Below are 18,734 nucleotides of genomic sequence, written 5' to 3' on the forward strand. Positions count from 1 at the left end.
TGCCATGGGACTTCGGAAAGTAGGGCTCAAGACGCGCCATCTGCACGTCGGTCAGCCAGAAAAGGTCAGACATGTCACCGCTCGTTTTTCGAGCCGTGAATCACGCCAACCTGCGGAAAACAATGGGTCCTGACCCTAGGACGAAGTGAGCCTCAAAGTCGAAATCTGCCAGAGGATGCTTGCGGGGATGTCTGGCCCTGAAGAACTGCAGCCATGCATGCAGGATCTGATCTGTCGGCAGTTCTTCAGAAGGAGTGCTTCAAAGCCAGCCGAGCAGATAAATTCATAACACTTCCGAAGATGAACGCGTGATTTAGGTTGACGGCATCGGCATCGAACCTCCGAAAATCGTGGTCCACTTGCCTCGTAACTCATTGAAAAGTGGTGGACGTCCGTGGGCCAGCGTGGTCCACATTGCCTTTGATTTCATTGGGGAAAATCGGATTTCTGGTAGGCCCGGCAGGATTTGAACCCGCAACCAAAGCGTTATGAGCGCTCTGCTCTAACCGTTGAGCTACAGGCCCGACCGCGCTCAGGAATATGGTGCGCGGCCGCGAGGGTCAAGCGCGTGGAAGGGCGCCGGGCGCCTTCAAGGGACTGACGCGGCCGCAGTGCGGTAACCGTGGCCTGTATGCCGCGCCGAGGATGCGTGTCCCGAAGCGATGGCCGCAGCTCGGCGTAGGCCTGCAGGCAGGAACGTCGTGTGGTGCGTGAGGGCTGGTTGCTCCGAAGCTGCGACCGTGTACGGCTTTCGGGTGGGCGACCGGCGCCGCATCTGCCGTTGCGGCAGCGGCGGGCCGCTTTGTCGTTGCGCGAAGGGGGGGGATCGGCTACTGACCGGCCCAATTTCCAAGGCTTCGAGGGCAGGGTCATGAGCGACGGCAAGAACGGGATCACCTACGCGGACGCTGGTGTGGACATTCAGGCCGGGAACGACCTGGTCGACCGGATCAAGCCGGCGGCCAAGGCCACCAACCGGCCCGGCACCATGTCGGGACTGGGGGGCTTCGGCGCGCTCTTCGATCTGAAGGCGGCCGGCTACGACGATCCGATCCTGGTGGCGGCCACCGACGGGGTCGGCACCAAGCTGCGCATCGCCATCGACACCGGCCATGTGGACACCATCGGCATCGATCTGGTGGCCATGTGCGTCAACGACCTGGTCTGCCAGGGCGCCGAACCGCTGTTCTTCCTCGACTACTTCGCCACCGGCAAACTGGAGCTCGACCAGGCTGCCGCCATCGTCGAGGGCATCGCCAAGGGCTGTGCCAACTCCGGCGCCGCCCTGATCGGTGGCGAGACGGCGGAAATGCCGGGCATGTACGCCAAGGGCGATTTCGACCTGGCGGGCTTTGCCGTGGGCGCCATGGAGCGCGGGCAGGATCTGCCGGCGGGCGTGGGCGCGGGGGATGTCCTGCTGGGGCTCGCCTCCGACGGGGTCCATTCCAACGGCTATTCGCTGGTGCGCAAGCTGGTCGAAACCTCGGGCCTTGGCTGGGAGGCGGATTGCCCCTGGGCCGACGGCTCGCTGGGGGCGGCGCTGCTGACGCCGACCCGTCTTTACGTGAAATCCTGCCTCGACGCGGTGCGCGCGGGTGGCGTGCATGCGCTGGCCCATATCACCGGCGGCGGCCTGACCGAGAACCTGCCGCGCGTCCTGCAGGGCCTGGGCGCCGAGATCGACCTGACCGCCTGGGAAAAACCCGGCGTGTTCAAATGGCTGCAGGAACAGGGCGGCATTTCCGAGGCGGAGATGCTGAAGACCTTCAACTACGGTCTGGGCATGGTGCTGGTGGTGGATGCGGCTGAGGCGGAGGCCCTGACCGCCCTGCTGACCGAGGCCGGCGAGACCGTCAGCCGCATCGGGACGGTCACCGAAGAGGCGGGCATCCGTTATCCGGCGCTGCAGGGCTGATCCCTTGAAACGCGTTGCAATCCTGGTGTCCGGCGGCGGCTCCAACATGGTCCGCCTCGTCGAAAGCATGACCGGCGATCACCCGGCGCGCCCCGTGCTGGTCGGGTCCAACGATCCGCAGGCGGGCGGGTTGGTGAAGGCCACCGAGATGGGCGTGCCGACCTTCGCGGTTGATCATCGCCCCTTCGGCAAAGACCGCGCGGCCTTCGAGGCCGAGTTGATCCGCCACCTGGATGCCGCGCAGCCGGACATCCTGTGTCTGGCGGGGTTCATGCGGATCCTGACGCCCGGCTTCATCCGGCACTACGAGGGGCGGATGCTGAACATCCACCCCTCGCTGCTGCCTAAGTACAAGGGTTTGCACACCCATGCGCGGGCCCTGGAGGCGGGCGAGACCGAGGCCGGCTGCACCGTGCATGAGGTTACGGCAGAGCTGGACGACGGCCCCATCCTTGGCCAGGCGCGGGTCGCCATTGAGCCGGGCGACACGCCAGAGACGCTGGCCGCCCGGGTTCTGGTGCAGGAACACCAGCTGTACCCGGCCATGCTGCGCAGGTTCGCCGAGAGCCTTTAGCGGATCATCTCCAGCGAGCCGGAGTTGCCGCGCCAGGCCATGTCGGGCGCGACTTCGGTCTGCGGCACGACGGTGGACAGCGCCACCATCCCCAGAACAAAGGCCAGGGCGACGGCTGCCTTCAGCGGCAGGCGCACCGACGAGGTTGCGGGGGCAGGGGCGTAGTGGGGGCGGTTCAGATTGATGACTTGGGCCATGACAGGTCCTTTCGGGGAAGAGGGAAAGAAGGTCTTTGCCCGTGTCTACCCCGTGAGTGCGCTTAACGAAAATGAATGATTGATCGCCTCACGCTAACGAATTTTGATGGGTCTGGGGTCTTGTTTCTTCCCAGCGGGGTGGTTTCGCGCGCCCTTCGCCCTCTTTCCATCCCGTGACAAGGCAAGTATGACGGGGGCATGACGGCAGGACGTGAAGCTATCAGAAGAAAGCCTTAGATGCAGACGATTACCCGTACCGAGGACCTTGCAGCCTATTGTTCCATGGCCCGGTCCAAACCCTATGTCACGGTCGATACCGAATTTCTGCGCGAGCGCACCTATTATTCTCAGCTGTGCCTCGTGCAGCTCGCGGTGCCCGGCAAGGACGACGAGACCGATGCGGTACTGGTCGATCCCCTGGCCGAAGGCCTGTCGCTGGATCCCCTCTACGAGCTTTTCCGCGACACCAACGTGGTCAAGGTCTTCCACGCTGCGCGGCAGGACCTGGAGATTTTCTACGTCGATGCCGGGCTGATCCCGGAACCGCTGTTCGACACCCAAGTCGCGGCCATGGTCTGCGGGTTCGGCGAACAGGTGGGCTACGAAACGCTGGTGCGCAAGATCGCCCGCGAAAGCCTCGACAAGTCGTCGCGGTTCACCGACTGGTCGCGCCGTCCGCTGACCGAGGCGCAGAAGAAATATGCCATCGCCGACGTGACGCACCTGCGCCAGATCTACGAATACCTGGCCCGTCAGCTGGAAAAGGACGGGCGCGCGGCCTGGGTGGCGGAGGAAATGGGCATCCTCACCAATCCCGAGACCTATATCGTGCGCCCCGAAGAGGCGTGGAAGCGCGTGCGCACCCGCACCAACTCGGGCCGTTTCCTGGGCGTGCTGCGGGAGCTGGCCAAGTTCCGGGAATCCTATGCCCAGTCGAAGAACGTGCCGCGCAACCGGGTCTACAAGGATGACGCCCTGGTCGAGCTGGCCTCGACCAAGCCGCAGACCCCGCAGGATCTGTCGCGCGCGCGCCTGCTGCTGCGCGAGGCCCGCAAGGGCGAGATCGCCGAGGGCATCCTGGCGGCGATCAAGGCGGGCATGGACTGCCCGGATGCGGACCTGCCCAAGCCGGACAAGACCAAGGAAAAGCTTCAGGTGAACCCGGCGCTGGCCGATCTGCTGCGCGTCCTGCTGAAATCGAAGTCCGACAATTCCGGCGTCGCGGCGAAGCTGATCGCGGCCACCTCCGAGCTGGACGAACTGGCGGCCGGGGAGCGCGACGTGCCCTCTCTGCACGGCTGGCGACGCGATGTCTTCGGCGCCGATGCGCTGCGGCTCTGCGATGGCAAGATCGGCCTGGCGACCAAGGGTCAGAAGGTCATCACCGTCGACCTGGATTGATCAACACGGCCAGACAAGACAAAGGGCGCAGCCATCCGGCCGCGCCCTTTTGCGTTGTGGTGATGCCACGGATCAGCGGCGCGAGGTCAGAACGTTGGAGGCGCTGATGACCTCGATGGAGCTGACATTGGTCAGCTCGATGTTCGACAGCCGTGCCGCGGCGGTGACGCGGCGGGTCTGGATCGGGCCGGCGGTCCCGCCAGGGGCCTGATAGGCGACCATCACGTAGCGGGCGACACCATCCACCGGGTCACCGTCGTTCTCTGGGCGCAGTTCCACGTCGTAGGCACCGGTCTGGGCCGTGACGCCGGTCACGCGGATGATCGCGCCGCCGGGGATACGTTCAACCGTCAGGTTTTCCAGGCCCGCGATCGGCTGGCGCAGATCTTGGTCCGGCTTCCGGGCGAAGGCGCTGCGCTTGGGGATCAGGGGGTTGGTGCTCTCGACCTCCTGCGGGGTCGCCGGGCGCGAACTGCTCTGGCCGAACCAGTTGAACGGGTTCAGGCGGCTGTCCCGCACGTATCCACATCCCGACAGCCCAATGGCGGCGATCAGGACGACGGGAAGAAACTTGCGCATGGATCGGAGCCCCCCTGGCTTTCCCTTGTACTTCCTTCCTCCTCTAGCGCAGTGGCGAGGGCTTGAAAAGCCAAGCCTTTGCCGTAGCTGGAAGGTGCGGCCCCTTTGCCGGGGCTGGACCTTCCGCCGCCTGCGGCGTAACCCCGGGGCAGGCAGACAGACGGACCACGCAAGGAGAGCCCCATGGCGCAGCCCGCATTCGAGGAAATCGTCGAGGATTTCGAGTTTCTCGAGGATTGGGAAGACCGCTATCGTCACGTGATCGATCTGGGCAAGGCGATGGAGCCGCTGCCCGACGCCCTGAAGGTGCCAGCGACCAAGGTCGAAGGCTGTGCCAGCCAGGTCTGGCTGCACATGCGCCCCGAGGACGGCATCTTCCATTTCGACGGTGAAAGCGATGCGATGATCGTGCGCGGCCTGATCGCGGTGCTGAAGGCGCTTTACGATGGCGTGCCGATGGCCGAGCTGGGTCAGGTGGACCCGATGGCGGAGCTGGGGCGGCTGAACCTGCAGGAACACCTGTCGGCGCAACGGTCCAACGGGCTGCGTGCGATGATCGAGCGGATCCGCGAACAGGCCTGAGCGGCATCCGGACGCCGTGGACAGGGGAAGGGGGCTGCGGCCCCCTTTTGCATGAGGAGGCGTCTAGCGCTCGGGCATGTACTTCCGCAGGCCGTGGAAGAAGATGTCGATCTCCAGCGCCAGGCCGACCTCGAAATCGTTCAACTCCTGCCCGCTCCAGCGGTGCTGTTCCAGCCGGGCCAGGTAGTCGCGCCGGGTCTGGTCGTCGCGCGCCTCCAGCGGCAGCGTCTCGGCGGCGCGCAGCAGGTCGATACGCTTGTGGACCTCGCGCATGCCGGAAAACGCCTCCATCATCGGGCGGGTCAGGCGCGCTTCGTCCTGCCAGCTGCGCCCGGCGAAGACCTCCTGCACCACGCGGTTGCCGGCGCCGAGGCAGTCATAGGCGACGCAGCCGGGGAAGCCCTTCTCGGTCAGGCTGTCGTGGATCGAACACATATGGCCCGAGAGGTTGCGACAGGGTTCGCCCGGGTTCTTGTCGAAGGCGAAGTCGCGGCCCTTGTCGAAGGCCAGCGCCAGGCAGCAGAGCGCGGCGCATTTGGAACAATCGGTTTTCAGCAGGTCTGGGGCGTCAGAGGTCACGATGGCTTCCGGGTCAGGGCGGTGGCGAGATCGCCATATCCCGTGAATCGCCGGGTGAATTCAAGGCCCAGCCTGTCGGCGGCCGCGCGCGCCTTCTCGGTCAGCGCCGGATCGTCGGTCTGGGCGAGGTAGACCAGATGGGTGTAATGGCCGAAATACATCGGCAGCAGGTCCGGGTGACGGTCCAGGCCCAGAGGTTCCCAGACGAAGGCGTCGAACTGCCGGGCGAGGAAGTCGGTCAGGTAGAAGGCGGTCAGCTCGCCCCGCGCCTCGAACCGCTCGACCCCTTCGAAGAAGGCGTAGCAATGGGCACCGGGCAGCATTTCCACCCCCAGGCGGTCGCATTCAGCGGCCAGCAGCCCGCCGGTGCCACAATCGGCGTAGAGAACATGGATGCGCGCGTAGCGGTCGCGGTGCCGTTCCACAGCGGCGCGGACGGCATCAGTGATCTTCTCGGGCCTGTTGTGCAGGATGGCGGGCAGGCAGATCAGGTCGAGGTGATCCAGCCCGTTCATGCGTTTCAGCGCCAGCACCTCATGGGCCAGGGCCCCGCAGGCGATCAGCAGGGTGGCCGCGCCGCCCTCGCTCAGATGCGTGTCCGTCAGGCTGGCGCCGGATTGGGTCAGGGTCTGGTCGTCGGGAAGATCGGGCATCGGGTGGCCTCCCCGCGCGCAGGGTCGAGGCGGTTCGCCTCCGGGAGGGGCGCGGGCCGGGGCCCGCGCCGGGCTGGGATCAGGCGGTGGCCTGGTTGTGCTTGCGCGCGATGAAGGTCTTGGCGGTTTCCACCGCCACGGCGGCGTCGCGGCAATAGGCATCGGCGCCGATGGCGCGTCCGAACTCCTCGTTCAGCGGCGCGCCGCCCACCAGGATGATGTAGTCATCGCGGATGCCCTGTTCCTTCATCGTGTCGATCACGACCTTCATGTAGGGCATGGTGGTGGTCAGCAGGGCGGACATGCCGAGGATGTCGGCCTCTTCGCGCTGGATCGCCTCGATGTACTCTTCGACCGGGTTGTTGATGCCCAGATCGACGATCTCGAACCCCGCGCCTTCCATCATCATCGACACCAGGTTCTTGCCGATGTCGTGGATGTCGCCCTTCACCGTGCCGATGACCATCTTGCCGATGGTGCGGGCGCCGGTTTCGGCCAGCAGCGGCTTCAGGATGGCCATGCCGCCCTTCATCGCATTGGCCGCCAGCAGCACCTCGGGGACGAAGAGGATCCCGTCGCGGAAGTCGGCGCCGACGATCGTCATGCCGCCCACCAAGGCCTCGGTCAGGATGCGATAGGGGGTCCAGCCGCGTTCGAGCAGGATGTTGACGCCCTCTTCGATCTCTTCCTTCAGACCGTCATAGAGGTCGTCCATCATCTGCTGGACCAGTTCGTCGTCGTCCAGTTCGGACAGGATGATTTCTTCTTCTTCGTCGGACATGTTCTTCCCCGATCTGCTGCGCGCGGGCCTGGCCCATCCCCCGACCTTTGTCGCAAAGCGACCCGCTGACTTTGCGGAATGCGACAAAACGGACGATGTGGACGACCTATGGCATGCAAGGCGCAAAGAAATCCTGAAAGGAATCATGGAGGTTTGCCGCGATAGTGCGTATGTTCGCCATATGTTCCATGATCCCGCTGCCCCGCATCCTTCCATGGCTGAAAATATCGACACCCCGCCCGAAACGACACGGCCCCATGGCATCGACACCCGCGCCCGCCGCGGCCGCGGCGCCGTCAGCAACGCCCCCGGCCGCTACGAGGCGCTGGAGACGGTGGCGGAAGATGACGGCTGGGAGGTGATCGAGGAGCCGGTGCAGATCCGCACCGAGGTGCGCGAGGAGCGCGCGCGCAGCCTGATCACCTACAATCGCTCGCCCGATCTGCCGTTCGACCGGTCGATCAACCCCTACCGCGGCTGCGAACACGGCTGCATTTACTGCTTCGCGCGGCCCAGCCACGCCTACCTCGGCCTGTCCCCGGGGCTGGATTTCGAGACCCGGCTGGTGGCGCGTCCCAATGCGGCGGAGGTTCTGGCGGCCGAGCTGGGCAAGCGCAGCTACAAGGTCGCGCCGATCGCCATCGGGACGAACACCGACCCCTATCAGCCGATCGACAAGACCCATGGGCTGATGCGCGATTGCCTGCAGGTGCTGTGGGAGCATCGCCACCCGGTTGCCATCGTCACGAAGGGCACAGGTATCCTGCGGGACCTGGATATCCTGCGGAAGATGGCCAAGCTCGGCCTGGTGCGCGTGGGCATTTCCGTCACCACGCTGGACCGCGACCTGTCCCGCCGGATGGAGCCTCGCGTGCCCGGACCGGAGAAGCGGTTGCAGGTGATCCGGGCGTTGGCGCGGGCGGGGGTGCCGGTGCGTGCCATGGTCTCGCCCGTGGTGCCCGCGCTGACCGACGCCGAGGTGGAGAAAATCCTGGAGGCCTGTGCGGGCGCGGGGGCCACGGCCGCCAGCTGGATCATGCTGCGCCTGCCGCGCGAGGTGTCCCCGTTGTTCCAGGAATGGCTGGCCGAACATTATCCCGATCGGGCGAAACGGGTGATGACCCGCCTGCGCGAGATGCACGGGGGGCAGGACTACTCGGCCCAGTGGCACAAGCGGATGCGCGGCGAGGGGCCCTATGCGGCTATGATCGCTCAACGGTTCCGCGCGGCGGTGAAGCGCCACGGGTTGGACGCACCACAGCCCGAGTTGCGCAGCGACCTGTTCCGGGTGCCGGTGAAACCGGGGGAGCAGCTGTCGCTTTTCGACTGAGGGGCGACTGGCAAGGGGAGGGGGGCTGCCCCCGTTGCGGCCTTAACTCTTCCTGGGCTCCACCCCTGCGCCGCTGAAATCGTGCATCGGACGATGTCCGGGACACGGCCCAGTCCCCGGAGTATTTCAAACAAGGTGAAGCAGGGCCGTGGCGCGTCATTCCGAGTGCGTGGCAAGGCGCCGGCGTCCGCCCGGGCTGCTTAGCCCCGACTGCGCCGGCGCGGGCGGCGGGCCGGGGCGGCATCCTCGCCGGTGCCGTCGGAGGCGGAGGAGAAACCGCCCAGCTTTTCGGTGATCTGGTCGAGCGTCGGGCGCGGACCGCGCGGGCGGGTCGAGAGCGCCTCGTGCATTTTCTCCAGGTGTTCGGGCATCGTGCCGCAGCAGCCGCCGATGATCGTGGCGCCGCAATCGCGCGCCAGGACCGCATAGTCGGCCATCAGGTCCGGCGTGCCGTCGTAGTGGATATGGCCATCCTCGTATTTCGGGATACCGGCATTGCCCTTGGCGATGATCGGCCGCTCGATCCCGAGGGCGGAGAAGCCCAGCACGGTGCGCAGCAGGTCCGAGGCGCCGACGCCGCAATTGGCGCCATAGGCGATCGGCGGGTTGTCCAGTTTCTCCACCATCCGCGCCATGGCTTCCGAGGTCAGGCCCATCATGGTGCGCCCGGCGGTGTCGAAGCTCATGGTGCCGCACCAGGGCATGTCGGCCAGTTTGAAGGCCTCGGCGGCGGCGCGGTATTCCTCAGGGGCGGAGATGGTTTCCAGCCAGAGCACGTCAGCGCCCCCGGCCTTCAGGCCCTCGGCCTGCTCGTGGAACATCTCCACGGCTGTTTCATGGGTCAGCGGACCCATCGGCGCCATGATGTCCCCCGTCGGCCCGACGGAACCTGCGACCACGACAGGGCGGCCGGCGGCATCGGCCACCTCGCGGCCCAGTTCGGCACCGATGCGGTTCAGCTCGGTCACCCGGGACTGCGCGTCGTGCAGTTTCAGCCGGGAGGCATTGCCGCCGAAGGTATTGGTCAGGAAGATGTCCGACCCGGCCTCGACCGCCGAGCGGTAGAGGGTGCGGATGCGGTCGGGGTGATCGACATTCCACATCTCGGGGGCGTCGCCCGCGGTCAGCCCCATGTTGAAGAGGTTGGTGCCGGTGGCGCCGTCGGCCATCAGCCAGTCGCGGGATTGCAGCAGTCGGGACAGGGCGTCGGTCATCGGGCTCTCCTGGCAGGGGCGCCCCGGCCGCGCCGGGGGCCGCGCTTGTTCAGGACCCCTCATACGCAAGCGCGCTCTCCGTGGGAAGGGGCTGTGCCCGGGTTCGGGCAGGACGTCGCATGGCCAGGGCCAGATCAGCGGCGGCCAGCGCCAGCGCGCCTCGCCCCGGGGCGGCCATGTAGAGGGGCTGGTAGCGCGGCGCGAAACTGTCCTTGAACCGCGCCAGCCCCATGCCGCCGGTCCGTGCCGCGACCTGGGCACGGGCCCAGGTCATCATGCGGCCCTCATTCCCGGGGCGGGCGGGAATGGCCGCCAGCGACAGCGGCAGGCCAAGGCGTGCAGCCTCCCGTGCTGCGGCCGTGACGAGGGCGTGCATCGTGCCGTCGGGCAGGTCCGCGCCGTGCCGCATCAGGTCGAGGCAGAGCTGGTTCTGATTCTCGTGCAGGGTGATATAGGCGACCAGGTCGCCGTCGATCCGCGCGCCGAAGACCCGTTGCCGGGCGACGTAGGAGGGGGCGAAGCGCCCGGTCGACAGGCCGCGGGCGACGCCGTGCAGTGCCTTCCATTCCGCATCCAGTCGCGCGAGGTCGGCTAGGGGTAACTCCGTCTCGCAAGAGGTTGTCACACCGGCCTTTTCGGCGTTGCGCAGCTTGCGGCGCAGCTGCCGGAAGGCGGCGCCGTCGAGGGTCAGCGCGCCGGGGTCGATCACAGCGTCATCGGCGACGTGCAGGATCTGCCAGCCCGCCTTTCGGGCCGCCAGGGCCTGTCGTGCGGAGCATTTGTAAACCACGGGGATGCGGTTCGAGCTGCGCGCGGCGGCGGAAAGGCGCGGCAGCAAGGGACCCAGGCCGCCGGAGAGCGGGTCAAAAAGCAGGGTCAGCGTCTGGGGCGTGTCGATGCACAGGGCGCCGCTGGCGGCACAGCCCAGAAGTCGCGCGCCGTTCTGCCGCGCGACGCCGCATTCCGCCCGCGGGGCATGGTCCAGCAGCAGGTCGGGGATCCGGCGGGAGGCGCGTCGACGGGGCGCCGCTTCGACCACGGGGCGGGGGCGGAAGATATGCAGCGCGGCCAGTGTCGCGGGAAGCAGGTAGTAGACCAGGCGAAAGGCCAGGATGGCGGCGAAGAGGTCACTTTCCGGTAGGGCGGGCAGAAGCGCCAGCAGTGACAGCTCGAACGGTCCGACCCCGCCCGGTGTCCCGGCGAAAAGACCGGCCCCCAGGGCCAGCAGGAAGACCGGCAGGAAGGCGGCAAAGCCCGGCGGGTCGGGCAGCAGGGCATAGAGCGCAAGGCCCGCGGCGTAGGTGTCGATGGCGGCGAAGAAGGTGATCGCGCCCATGGCCTTGAGCGATGGCAGGCGCAGGCGCAGCCGGGCAAACCGCAGTTCCGGCGCGAAGAGCGAGGCCGCCGGCAGGGTCAGGAAGAACACCAGCCCGAGCAGGGCCAGCCATTCGGGCAACAGGCGCGGCGCGAGCAGCAGGCAGGCGAGCGCGGTGACCACGGCCCAGGCGATGAGGAAGGAGGCCGAGACGGCAGCGGTGACCTGGGCCACGCGCAGCGGCCCGAGTTGCGGCAGCAGGCGCCAGCGCGCCAGCGTGCCCGTCACCACGCCGAGGCCGAGGAGTTGAGCCAGCGCGATCGAGGACATGCCCGAACGCTGGGCATCACGGGCCGAGATGCCGGTGCGGAGATGCCGGTGTATCACCGCGTCGTAGCGGCCCAGCGACCAGAAGGAGACGATCGTGGCCACCAGCGCCAGGGCCCATTGCGCCGGGCTGACCGCGAGGAAACTCTGCCACAGCGCGTCGGGGTCGAGCGTTCGCAGACGGTTCCAGAGCAGCCAGAGACAGGCGCTTCCGACCGTAAGCGGTGCCACGTAACGCAGCCAGCGCGTCCGGTCCTTGCGTGCCACGCGCATCACCTCGGTCATTCCGATCCCCTTCTCCCGATCCCGGGCACAGGGGTAGGCGAGGTTTCTTTCCGTAGGCTTAAAAGGCAATCAGCCCGTCTGTTGCATTCTACGGATTGCGCGGACAAGGCTGCACGGAACATGGATACCCGCTCAGGGATTGAGCGATTTCCCTGATCTTACAGGTGATTACCCTGCGCTCTTGAGGTGCGCGCAGCCGGGTGTCATTCCTCGGCCAGCGCAGCCTTTGCCGCCGCAAGGGCCTCAGCATGGCGGGCGCGGATCGTGGCTTCGTCCGCCAGCCCGTCGAGGTCTGCGACCAGCTTGGCGATGACGTCCTCATGACCGGGTTCGGTCAGATCGGCCTTCACCAGCGACGCGGCATAGCCCTGTTCCTCGTCCCCGGTCTTGCCCAGCAGGCCCGCGGCCCAGTGGCCCAGGGCCCAGTTGCAGCGCGCCTCGGCGCGGAACAGCATCTCGCTGTCATGGGCAAACTTCGACTCGAAAGCGGCTTCGCGGTCCTTCAGATGGCTCATGAGATGATCTCCTCCCTCTGCCTGGGATGCCCCGTCTCGTCGGGACGCGATCAGATTAGTCGCTCTCTTACGCTGCGTGAAGATGGTTCGGCGCAGGGCGCGACAATTTGGAGGTTGCGCCGGCGCAAGGTCGCGGGGCCCGCGCGGGGCCCGGCAAGGCGCCACGCTTGCTCCACTGCCGCGCTTGCACTAAGAGAGCGCGAAAGCGGGCGAGTCCCGTTCCCGACCAGAGCCCGTGAGAGAGGCCGCACGCCCATGGCAAGACGCAAGAAAATCTACGAAGGCAAGGCGAAGATCCTGTACGAAGGCCCGGAACCCGGTACCATCGTGCAATATTTCAAGGACGATGCCACCGCGTTCAACGCCCAGAAAAAGGACGTGATCGAGGGCAAGGGCGTGCTGAACAACCGCCTGAGCGAATTCTTCATGACCGGGCTGGCCAACATCGGCGTGCCGACGCACTTCATCCGCCGCCTGAACATGCGGGAACAGCTGGTGCGCAGCTGCGAGATCGTCCCGCTGGAGATCATCGTGCGCAACACCGCTGCCGGCTCCATGTCGAAGCGCCTCGGCATCGAGGAAGGCACGCAGCTACCGCGCCCGATCGTGGAATACTGCCTGAAGAACGATGAGCTGGGCGACCCGCTGGTCAGCGAAGAGCATATCGCCGCCTTCGGCTGGGCCAGCCAGCAGGACATGGACGACATCGTCCACCTGGCGCTGCGCGTGAACGATTTCCTGTCCGGTGTCATGCTGGCCGTCGGCATCAAACTGGTCGATTTCAAGATCGAGGTGGGGCGCGTCTACGAGGGCGACTTCCAGCGTCTGATCGTGGCCGACGAGATCAGCCCCGACAGCTGCCGCCTGTGGGACATCGAAACGGGCAAGCACCTGGACAAGGACGTGTTCCGTCGCGACCTGGGCAGCCTGACCGACGCCTATACCGAAGTGGCGCAGCGCCTTGGCGTGATGCCGCGGTCCAACGGGGCCACCAAGCCCACGCTGATCAACTGAAGGAGCCGCCCGATATGAAAGCCCGTGTGCATGTCATGCTGAAGACCGGTGTTCTGGACCCCCAGGGCGAGGCCGTGCGCCACGCGCTCGGTGGTCTGGGCTTTGAGGGCGTCGAAGGCGTCCGCCAGGGCAAGGTGATCGAGCTGGACCTGGCCGATGGCACCACCGAGGAGACGGTGACCGAAATGTGCGAGAAGCTGCTCGCCAACACGGTGATCGAAAGCTACTCGATCGAGATGGGCGCCTGAGCCAGCGCGCCCGCGCTCAAGGATTTGGGAAGGCCCCGTCGCAGGATCTGCGGCGGGGCCTTTTCCTTCTGCGTCAGGGGGTGCGCAGGGCAGGGACGGGATACCAGCTCAGAGCCGTTCGGCGGCGAAGGCGGCGATCAGCTCGGGGAAGCTCTCCATCCCCGGGAAGCGGTCGAAGCCGTGCGGGGCGAGCTCGGGCACCCAGGGCAGGGCCTCCGCCCGCTGGGTTTCCATGAAGGGGCGGGTCCAGGTTGGGTCGTCGAAGAGCGCGGAGCGCAGGTTGACGAAATCGACGCCTGTCACCTGGGTGTAGACCCAGCTGTGGCAGTCCGGGCAGGCGTAGTGGGTCAGGTCGGGAGATCCGGCCCCGGCGGTCACCGGGGTGCCTTCGGTCACGCGAAAGGCGTCGGCGGCCACCATCATGGTCAGGGAAAAGGCGCTGGAGGCCATCCGCTGGCAGCCGGTGCAGTGGCAGGCGGCGGTCATGAAGGGTGGAGCCGTGATCTCCATCCGCAGGGCGCCGCATCGGCAGGCGCCGGTGAGCGGCGCGCCGGGGGTCGGCAGGGGCATGGCAGGTCTCCATCGTGGTTCCCGCGGACCCTAGCATCCCGGCCTGTGCTGGGCGAGTGGTCTGATCCGAGGCGCGCAGGCTTGATCCGTCTGTCCCTTGCGCGTATGAGCCGGTTCAGATCCCTTCCCGCGCCACGGAGCCTGCCATGAAAGCCGCCGTCCTCGTCTTCCCCGGGTCCAACTGCGACCGCGACCTGCAAGTGGCCTTCGAGAAGGCCGGCGCCGAGGTCACCATGGTCTGGCACAAGGATCATGAGCTGCCAGAGGGTGTCGATATCGTCGGCGTGCCCGGCGGTTTCAGCTACGGTGATTACCTGCGCTGCGGCGCCATCGCGGCGAACTCGCCCATCTGCACCTCGCTGAAGGCCCACGTGGATCGGGGCGGCTATGCCATCGGCATCTGCAACGGCTTCCAGGTGCTGACCGAGACCCGCATCCTGCCGGGCGCGCTGCTGCGCAATGCCAATCTGAAGTACATCTGCAAGACCGTGCCGCTGACGGTGCAGACCTCGGAAAGCATCTTCACCCGCCAGTACAACGCCGGCACCACGGTGCACATCCCGATCGCCCACCACGACGGCAACTACCAGGCGGATGACGCGCTGCTGGCCGAGCTGCGCGGCGAGGACCGGGTGGCCTTCACCTACGACGACAACCCGAACGGTTCGGCGGGCGACATCGCCGGTGTGCTTTCGGCCAACCGCCGGGTGCTGGGCATGATGCCCCACCCCGAGCGCGCCGCCGACGCGGGCCATGGTGGCACCGATGGCGCCGGGGTCTTCCAGGGGATCCTGGACGCGCTGGTCGAGGCCTGACGCCGGACCTGACGTCGGGCCTGATCTGGGGGCCGGGCAGGGGGCTCTGCCCCCGTCGCCCGAGGGCGACTCCCCCGGAGTACTTGCAGCCATCGTATGGGGCAGGGGCGGCGCGCCGGAAAGCCCTGGCATAGGAGCCTTTGGCGCAACGTCGGTCAACGGGCGTCGCGCCCCTCGCATCCGATCCCCCTGAATACGTTCGTCGGAGGCATGGAATGGCCCTGGTCGGCCCCATATCGGCGCTTTGCCGCCTGTGTCGGGCCCTTGTCTGCTTGAGCGTACGGTCCCGAGCGGTGTAATTTCGCCCAATGGAGAACGAAAGCCCCCCGGCCGGTCATTCCGGCCGCACCATTTCCTGGCGCGCGCGCATCGCCCTGGCGTTGTTCCTGGTCGTGGTGATCGTCATCATGGCCGTGACCAACGCCATGCTGATGCAGCGCTATACCGAGCCGACCCGCAACCGGGCCGAGCTGCGCCTGGCGCTGTTCGGGGCCAATATCGTCAGTGAGTTGCAACTGAACTCGATCGTGCCGCAGCTGCTGGCCCGCGACCAGGAGTTGATCGGCGCGCTCAACAGCGACGATTTCAGCACCTCGACCCTGCGGCTGATGTCCTTCCTCGACGAGATCAGCGCCCAGGGGCTGGTGCTGCTGGACGAGGACGGGCGCATCGTGGCGGCCACCAACCGCAACCGCCTGGGCGAGAACCACCGCCAGAGCCGCTATTTCATCGAGGCGCAGCGCTCGAACGGGACGGTGTTCAGCGTCATTCCCCGCGAAACCGGCGGCTTCAGCTTCGTCTATTCGCGGCGCATCGACTTTCAGGGCAGCCTGATCGGCGTCATCATGGTGGAGGCCGATCTGGCGAAGTTCGAACGCTCCTGGGCGGGGATCTCGGACGCGCTGCTGGTCAAGGACAGCGAGGGGCGGATCATCCTGTCGACCGAGCCGCTTTGGCGGGGCCTGACAGAGGATCAGGCCGTGGCGCGCGAGACCCCGTCGTCCGCCATCGAACGGGCGCTTTATGCCACCACCGACTGGACGACCGAGGTGGATGGCTACCTTGAGGGGGAAGCGGTGATGCGCGTCGGCTCCCGCATTCCGTTCCGCGGCTGGCAGGTGGTCAGCTATACCTCCTACCAGTCCGTGCGCGAGCGGGTGAACGGCGTCCTGGCGCTGGAGATCATGGGCTTCGCCATCCTTCTGGCGCTGGCCTTCTACGCCCTGTCGCGCAAGACCATGCTGCGGCTGTCGGTTTTCCAGCGGGAGTCGGCGGATCTGCGCGCGCTGAACGAACGGCTGCAGCGGGAAATCGCCGAACGGGAGCGCATGGAGAAGAACCTGGAAGTGGCTGAACAGACCATCGCCCAGAGCCAGAAGCTGGCGGCCCTGGGCGAGATGTCGGCCGCCGTGGCGCATGAGCTGAACCAGCCGCTGGCGGCGATGAAGACCTACCTGGCCGGCGCGCAGCTGCTGCTGAAGCGCGCGCGCCCCGACGAGGCGCTGGCCAGCTTCAGCCGGATCGACGATCTCATCGGTCGCATGGGCGCCATCACCCGCCAGTTGAAGAGCTATGCGCGCACCGGCGGGGACGGGTTTACCCCTGTAAACGTTGGCGATGCGCTGGCGTCGTCCCTGTCGATGATGGAGCCGCAGCTGCGCCAGCGGAAGGTGCGGATCACCCGCGCGCTGCCCGAACGCCCGGTGATGGTCATGGCCGACCGGGTGCGGCTGGAGCAGGTGATGATCAACCTGCTGAAGAACGCGCTGGATGCCACCGCCAACGTGGAGGATGCCAAGATCGACATCCTTCTGTCGGCGGGGGAGACGGCCACGCTGACCGTGCGCGACAACGGCGAGGGGATCCAGGATCTGGATGCCCTGTTCGAGCCATTCTACACCACCAAGCAGCCCGGTGACGGTACTGGTCTGGGCCTGGCGATCTCGTCAGGGATCATTGCCGACCTAGGTGGTCGGCTGACGGCCCGGAACGCCGAGGCGGGCGGCGCGGTTTTCGAGGTGCAGCTTCCGATCCTCTCGGATGAGATCGAAGCGGCAGAGTAACGACAAGAGCGGAGAAACGTGAGATGCAGAAGGCCATGAAGATCGCGATCGTCGATGACGAGCAGGACATGCGTCAGTCGATCAGCCAGTGGCTGGCCCTGTCGGGCTACGATACCGAGACCTTCCCCAGTGCCGAAGAGGCGCTGAAGACGCTCGGCCCCGATTACCCCGGCATCGTGATCTCGGACATCAAGATGCCCGGCATGGACGGGATGACCTTCCTGAAGAAGCTCATGGGCACCGACAGTTCTCTGCCGGTCATCATGATCACCGGCCACGGTGACGTGCCGATGGCCGTGGAGGCAATGCGCCTGGGCGCCTTCGACTTCCTCGAAAAGCCGTTCAACCCGGACAAGATGACGGCCCTGGCCAAGAAGGCGGCCAATGCTCGCCGTCTGACCATGGACAACCGCCAACTGCGGCGCGAGCTGTCCGATGGTGGCCAGATCATGAAGAAGCTGATCGGCACCTCGCCGGTTATGGAGCGGCTGCGGGAGGACATCCTCGATCTTGGTCAGGCCGATGGCCACGTCCTGATCGACGGCGAGACCGGCACCGGCAAGACGCTGGTGGCCCATGCGCTGCACGCCGTGGGCGCCCGCGCCGGCAAGAAATTCGTCCTGCTGTCCTGCGCCGCGCTGGAGGAGGAGCAGCTGTCGAAACGCCTCTTCGGTCCGATGCAGCCTGACGACAGCCAGTTGCCGGCCGTCGAGGAGGCCCGTGGCGGCACCCTGGTGCTGGAAGACATCGAGGCCCTGTCGGAAAGCCTGCAGGCGCGGCTGCTTTCGGCGATCAACGAGCAGGGCACGCCATCCGAGACGCGGATCGTCGCGATCTCCAACCTGCAGGAGCAGGACCGTACCTGCGAGGACGTGCTGCGCCCCGATCTGTTCTACCGCCTGGCCGCGCTGCGCATCACCGTGCCGCCGCTGCGCCAGCGGGGCGAGGACATCCTGGCGCTGTTCACCCGCCTGTCCGAGCAGTTTGCCGACGAATACGGCTGTGATGCGCCGCAGGTCACCGCGCAGGAGGCCGCGCAGCTGCTGCAGGCGCCCTGGCCGGGCAACGTGCGCCAGCTGATCAACGTGGCCGAACGCGCCGTGCTGCAGTCGCGCCGCGGCTCCGGCACCATCGCCTCGCTGCTGATGAGCGAGAACGAGGAGATGCAGCCGGTGATGACCACCGAAGGCAAGCCGCTGAAGGAATACGTCGAGGCGTTCGAGCGGATGCTGATCGACAACACGATGCGGCGCCACAAGGGCTCGATCTCCTCCGTCATGGAAGAGTTGTGCCTGCCGCGTCGGACCCTGAACGAGAAGATGGCGAAATACGGCTTGCAGCGCGCCGATTACCTGAACTGAGGGCAGGGCGGGGCGCGCGGATCGCGGCCCGCCCGTCACCCCCGGGCCGTCCCTGTGGGGCGGCCCATTCCGGGACGAGCTGCGGGGAGGGCCCTTACGCCGATCTCCGGTCTTGCCATGCCGCCCCGCTCGCCACGTCACCCGACTGACCTCAAAGAGGCACGCTTGTGCCTTGCGATCCGCCTTGCCAGGCCGGAGAGGTGGTCAGAGCGAAGGCATTCCGCTGTTCCCGCTTCGGTTGTGTTATTTTCTGCATTGTCAGAGGGCCATGATGCACCTTATGTTCATGAAACGGCCATAAGCGTTTCCATCGAGGTTTCGCAGAGGCCTGAAGAGTTTCGCTGGCCCCGGATGTGACGGGAAGAACCTCCGTTCGGACGCCAGATCGATTGAACCCCTCATGGGTTTCGCACTTG

General features: G+C 66.5%; 19 protein-coding genes and 1 tRNA gene. 10 read left to right on the forward strand and 10 right to left on the reverse strand.

The genetic code is table 11. The annotated features are described in order from the left end of the window. Window positions 1–448 precede the first annotated feature (448 nt). Window positions 449–524, reverse strand: a tRNA-Ile gene (locus LC066_RS00005). A 347-nt stretch (window positions 525–871) separates the two neighbouring features. On the opposite strand from LC066_RS00005, the gene purM reads away from it, so the two are divergent. Both purM and purN read left to right on the forward strand, forming a co-directional pair. Next, window positions 872–1,915, forward strand: coding sequence for a phosphoribosylformylglycinamidine cyclo-ligase (purM, locus tag LC066_RS00010; protein ID WP_224896032.1), 1,044 nt, complete (start codon window positions 872–874; stop codon window positions 1,913–1,915). Window positions 1,916–1,919: 4 nt separating this feature from the next. Continuing rightward, entirely contained in the window at window positions 1,920–2,489 is a 570-nt protein-coding gene (gene purN / locus LC066_RS00015) for a phosphoribosylglycinamide formyltransferase (protein WP_224896033.1), read from the forward strand. Here the strand turns inward: purN and LC066_RS00020 are convergent. Further along, complete coding sequence (locus tag LC066_RS00020) at window positions 2,486–2,686, reverse strand: hypothetical protein (RefSeq protein ID WP_224896034.1); 201 nt, start codon at window positions 2,684–2,686, stop codon at window positions 2,486–2,488. The genes purN and LC066_RS00020 overlap by 4 nt on opposite strands. Before the next feature lie 237 nt (window positions 2,687–2,923). Here LC066_RS00020 and rnd point away from each other — a divergent pair, with 237 nt between their 5' ends. Further along, window positions 2,924–4,087 (forward strand): ribonuclease D, encoded by a 1,164-nt coding sequence (rnd, locus tag LC066_RS00025; protein ID WP_222479390.1) that lies wholly within the window; start codon window positions 2,924–2,926, stop codon window positions 4,085–4,087. 72 nt (window positions 4,088–4,159) lie between these two features. On the opposite strand, the gene LC066_RS00030 is transcribed toward rnd, so the two are convergent. Further along, window positions 4,160–4,666: a hypothetical protein gene (locus LC066_RS00030; RefSeq protein ID WP_085888231.1), complete on the reverse strand. Its 507-nt coding sequence runs from the start codon at window positions 4,664–4,666 to the stop codon at window positions 4,160–4,162. A 183-nt stretch (window positions 4,667–4,849) separates the two neighbouring features. Between LC066_RS00030 and LC066_RS00035 the strand changes: the two genes are divergently transcribed. Next, a complete protein-coding gene (locus LC066_RS00035) occupies window positions 4,850–5,248 on the forward strand; it encodes a SufE family protein (RefSeq protein ID WP_224896035.1) in 399 nt (132 codons plus the stop codon). 63 nt (window positions 5,249–5,311) lie between these two features. Here LC066_RS00035 and LC066_RS00040 read toward each other — a convergent pair whose 3' ends face one another. From LC066_RS00040 to LC066_RS00050, 3 genes are all read right to left on the reverse strand, one after another. Beyond that, window positions 5,312–5,827 (reverse strand): hypothetical protein, encoded by a 516-nt coding sequence (locus LC066_RS00040; protein ID WP_224896036.1) that lies wholly within the window; start codon window positions 5,825–5,827, stop codon window positions 5,312–5,314. Beyond that, window positions 5,824–6,480 carry a DUF1638 domain-containing protein gene (locus LC066_RS00045; RefSeq protein WP_224896037.1) on the reverse strand — a complete coding sequence of 219 codons (657 nt, stop codon included), beginning with the start codon at window positions 6,478–6,480 and terminating at the stop codon, window positions 5,824–5,826. Before LC066_RS00045 ends, LC066_RS00040 begins: the two co-directional genes overlap by 4 nt. 79 nt (window positions 6,481–6,559) lie before the next feature. Next, a complete protein-coding gene (locus tag LC066_RS00050; RefSeq protein ID WP_222479382.1) occupies window positions 6,560–7,261 on the reverse strand; it encodes a corrinoid protein in 702 nt (233 codons plus the stop codon). 214 nt (window positions 7,262–7,475) lie between these two features. Between LC066_RS00050 and LC066_RS00055 the strand changes: the two genes are divergently transcribed. Beyond that, entirely contained in the window at window positions 7,476–8,591 is a 1,116-nt protein-coding gene (locus LC066_RS00055; RefSeq protein WP_224896038.1) for a PA0069 family radical SAM protein, read from the forward strand. A 200-nt stretch (window positions 8,592–8,791) separates the two neighbouring features. Here the strand turns inward: LC066_RS00055 and bmt are convergent, their stop codons facing one another. From bmt to LC066_RS00070, 3 genes are all read right to left on the reverse strand, one after another. Beyond that, on the reverse strand, window positions 8,792–9,805 hold the full coding sequence (gene bmt / locus LC066_RS00060; RefSeq protein ID WP_222479378.1) for a betaine--homocysteine S-methyltransferase: 1,014 nt from the start codon (window positions 9,803–9,805) through the stop codon (window positions 8,792–8,794). 49 nt (window positions 9,806–9,854) lie between these two features. Beyond that, window positions 9,855–11,732 carry a phosphatidylglycerol lysyltransferase domain-containing protein gene (locus LC066_RS00065; RefSeq protein ID WP_224896039.1) on the reverse strand — a complete coding sequence of 626 codons (1,878 nt, stop codon included), beginning with the start codon at window positions 11,730–11,732 and terminating at the stop codon, window positions 9,855–9,857. A 203-nt stretch (window positions 11,733–11,935) separates the two neighbouring features. Continuing rightward, a complete protein-coding gene (locus LC066_RS00070; RefSeq protein WP_224896040.1) occupies window positions 11,936–12,247 on the reverse strand; it encodes a DUF1476 domain-containing protein in 312 nt (103 codons plus the stop codon). Between the two features lie 255 nt (window positions 12,248–12,502). Here LC066_RS00070 and purC point away from each other — a divergent pair, with 255 nt between their 5' ends. Continuing rightward, on the forward strand, window positions 12,503–13,261 hold the full coding sequence (gene purC / locus LC066_RS00075) for a phosphoribosylaminoimidazolesuccinocarboxamide synthase (protein WP_222479372.1): 759 nt from the start codon (window positions 12,503–12,505) through the stop codon (window positions 13,259–13,261). 14 nt (window positions 13,262–13,275) lie between these two features. Beyond that, window positions 13,276–13,509, forward strand: a complete 234-nt coding sequence (purS, locus tag LC066_RS00080) for a phosphoribosylformylglycinamidine synthase subunit PurS (RefSeq protein WP_085888222.1) — start codon at window positions 13,276–13,278, stop codon at window positions 13,507–13,509. A gap of 108 nt (window positions 13,510–13,617) precedes the next feature. Here the strand turns inward: purS and LC066_RS00085 are convergent, their stop codons facing one another. After that, complete coding sequence (locus LC066_RS00085; RefSeq protein ID WP_224896041.1) at window positions 13,618–14,079, reverse strand: GFA family protein; 462 nt, start codon at window positions 14,077–14,079, stop codon at window positions 13,618–13,620. 146 nt (window positions 14,080–14,225) lie between these two features. Here LC066_RS00085 and purQ point away from each other — a divergent pair, with 146 nt between their 5' ends. The 3 genes from purQ to LC066_RS00100 all read left to right on the forward strand — a co-directional run bounded on the left by purQ (window position 14,226) and on the right by LC066_RS00100 (window position 18,318). After that, on the forward strand, window positions 14,226–14,894 hold the full coding sequence (purQ, locus tag LC066_RS00090; RefSeq protein WP_222479369.1) for a phosphoribosylformylglycinamidine synthase subunit PurQ: 669 nt from the start codon (window positions 14,226–14,228) through the stop codon (window positions 14,892–14,894). 308 nt (window positions 14,895–15,202) lie between these two features. Next, entirely contained in the window at window positions 15,203–16,957 is a 1,755-nt protein-coding gene (locus LC066_RS00095) for a sensor histidine kinase (RefSeq protein WP_222479367.1), read from the forward strand. Between the two features lie 23 nt (window positions 16,958–16,980). Next, entirely contained in the window at window positions 16,981–18,318 is a 1,338-nt protein-coding gene (locus tag LC066_RS00100) for a sigma-54-dependent transcriptional regulator (protein WP_085888218.1), read from the forward strand. The last annotated feature ends 416 nt before the right edge of the window (window positions 18,319–18,734 follow it).

Origin of the sequence: Pseudooceanicola marinus, assembly GCF_020177265.1 — a bacterium.
Taxonomy (GTDB): Bacteria; Pseudomonadota; Alphaproteobacteria; order Rhodobacterales; family Rhodobacteraceae; genus Pseudooceanicola; species Pseudooceanicola marinus_A.

Bases quoted from the DNA above. Each gene is read 5' to 3' on its own strand.
- LC066_RS00100 (WP_085888218.1), top strand. From the start codon at position 16,981: ATGCAGAAGGCCATGAAGATCGCGATCGTCGATGACGAGCAGGACATG.
- purS (WP_085888222.1), top strand. From the start codon at position 13,276: ATGAAAGCCCGTGTGCATGTCATGCTGAAGACCGGTGTTCTGGACCCC.
- purC (WP_222479372.1), top strand. From the start codon at position 12,503: ATGGCAAGACGCAAGAAAATCTACGAAGGCAAGGCGAAGATCCTGTAC.
- purQ (WP_222479369.1), top strand. From the start codon at position 14,226: ATGAAAGCCGCCGTCCTCGTCTTCCCCGGGTCCAACTGCGACCGCGAC.
- purM (WP_224896032.1), top strand. From the start codon at position 872: ATGAGCGACGGCAAGAACGGGATCACCTACGCGGACGCTGGTGTGGAC.
- LC066_RS00045 (WP_224896037.1), bottom strand. From the start codon at position 6,480: ATGCCCGATCTTCCCGACGACCAGACCCTGACCCAATCCGGCGCCAGC.
- LC066_RS00070 (WP_224896040.1), bottom strand. From the start codon at position 12,247: ATGAGCCATCTGAAGGACCGCGAAGCCGCTTTCGAGTCGAAGTTTGCC.
- LC066_RS00030 (WP_085888231.1), bottom strand. From the start codon at position 4,666: ATGCGCAAGTTTCTTCCCGTCGTCCTGATCGCCGCCATTGGGCTGTCG.
- LC066_RS00035 (WP_224896035.1), top strand. From the start codon at position 4,850: ATGGCGCAGCCCGCATTCGAGGAAATCGTCGAGGATTTCGAGTTTCTC.
- LC066_RS00055 (WP_224896038.1), top strand. From the start codon at position 7,476: ATGGCTGAAAATATCGACACCCCGCCCGAAACGACACGGCCCCATGGC.
- LC066_RS00050 (WP_222479382.1), bottom strand. From the start codon at position 7,261: ATGTCCGACGAAGAAGAAGAAATCATCCTGTCCGAACTGGACGACGAC.
- LC066_RS00065 (WP_224896039.1), bottom strand. From the start codon at position 11,732: ATGACCGAGGTGATGCGCGTGGCACGCAAGGACCGGACGCGCTGGCTG.
- LC066_RS00020 (WP_224896034.1), bottom strand. From the start codon at position 2,686: ATGGCCCAAGTCATCAATCTGAACCGCCCCCACTACGCCCCTGCCCCC.
- LC066_RS00095 (WP_222479367.1), top strand. From the start codon at position 15,203: ATGGAGAACGAAAGCCCCCCGGCCGGTCATTCCGGCCGCACCATTTCC.
- rnd (WP_222479390.1), top strand. From the start codon at position 2,924: ATGCAGACGATTACCCGTACCGAGGACCTTGCAGCCTATTGTTCCATG.
- bmt (WP_222479378.1), bottom strand. From the start codon at position 9,805: ATGACCGACGCCCTGTCCCGACTGCTGCAATCCCGCGACTGGCTGATG.
- LC066_RS00085 (WP_224896041.1), bottom strand. From the start codon at position 14,079: ATGCCCCTGCCGACCCCCGGCGCGCCGCTCACCGGCGCCTGCCGATGC.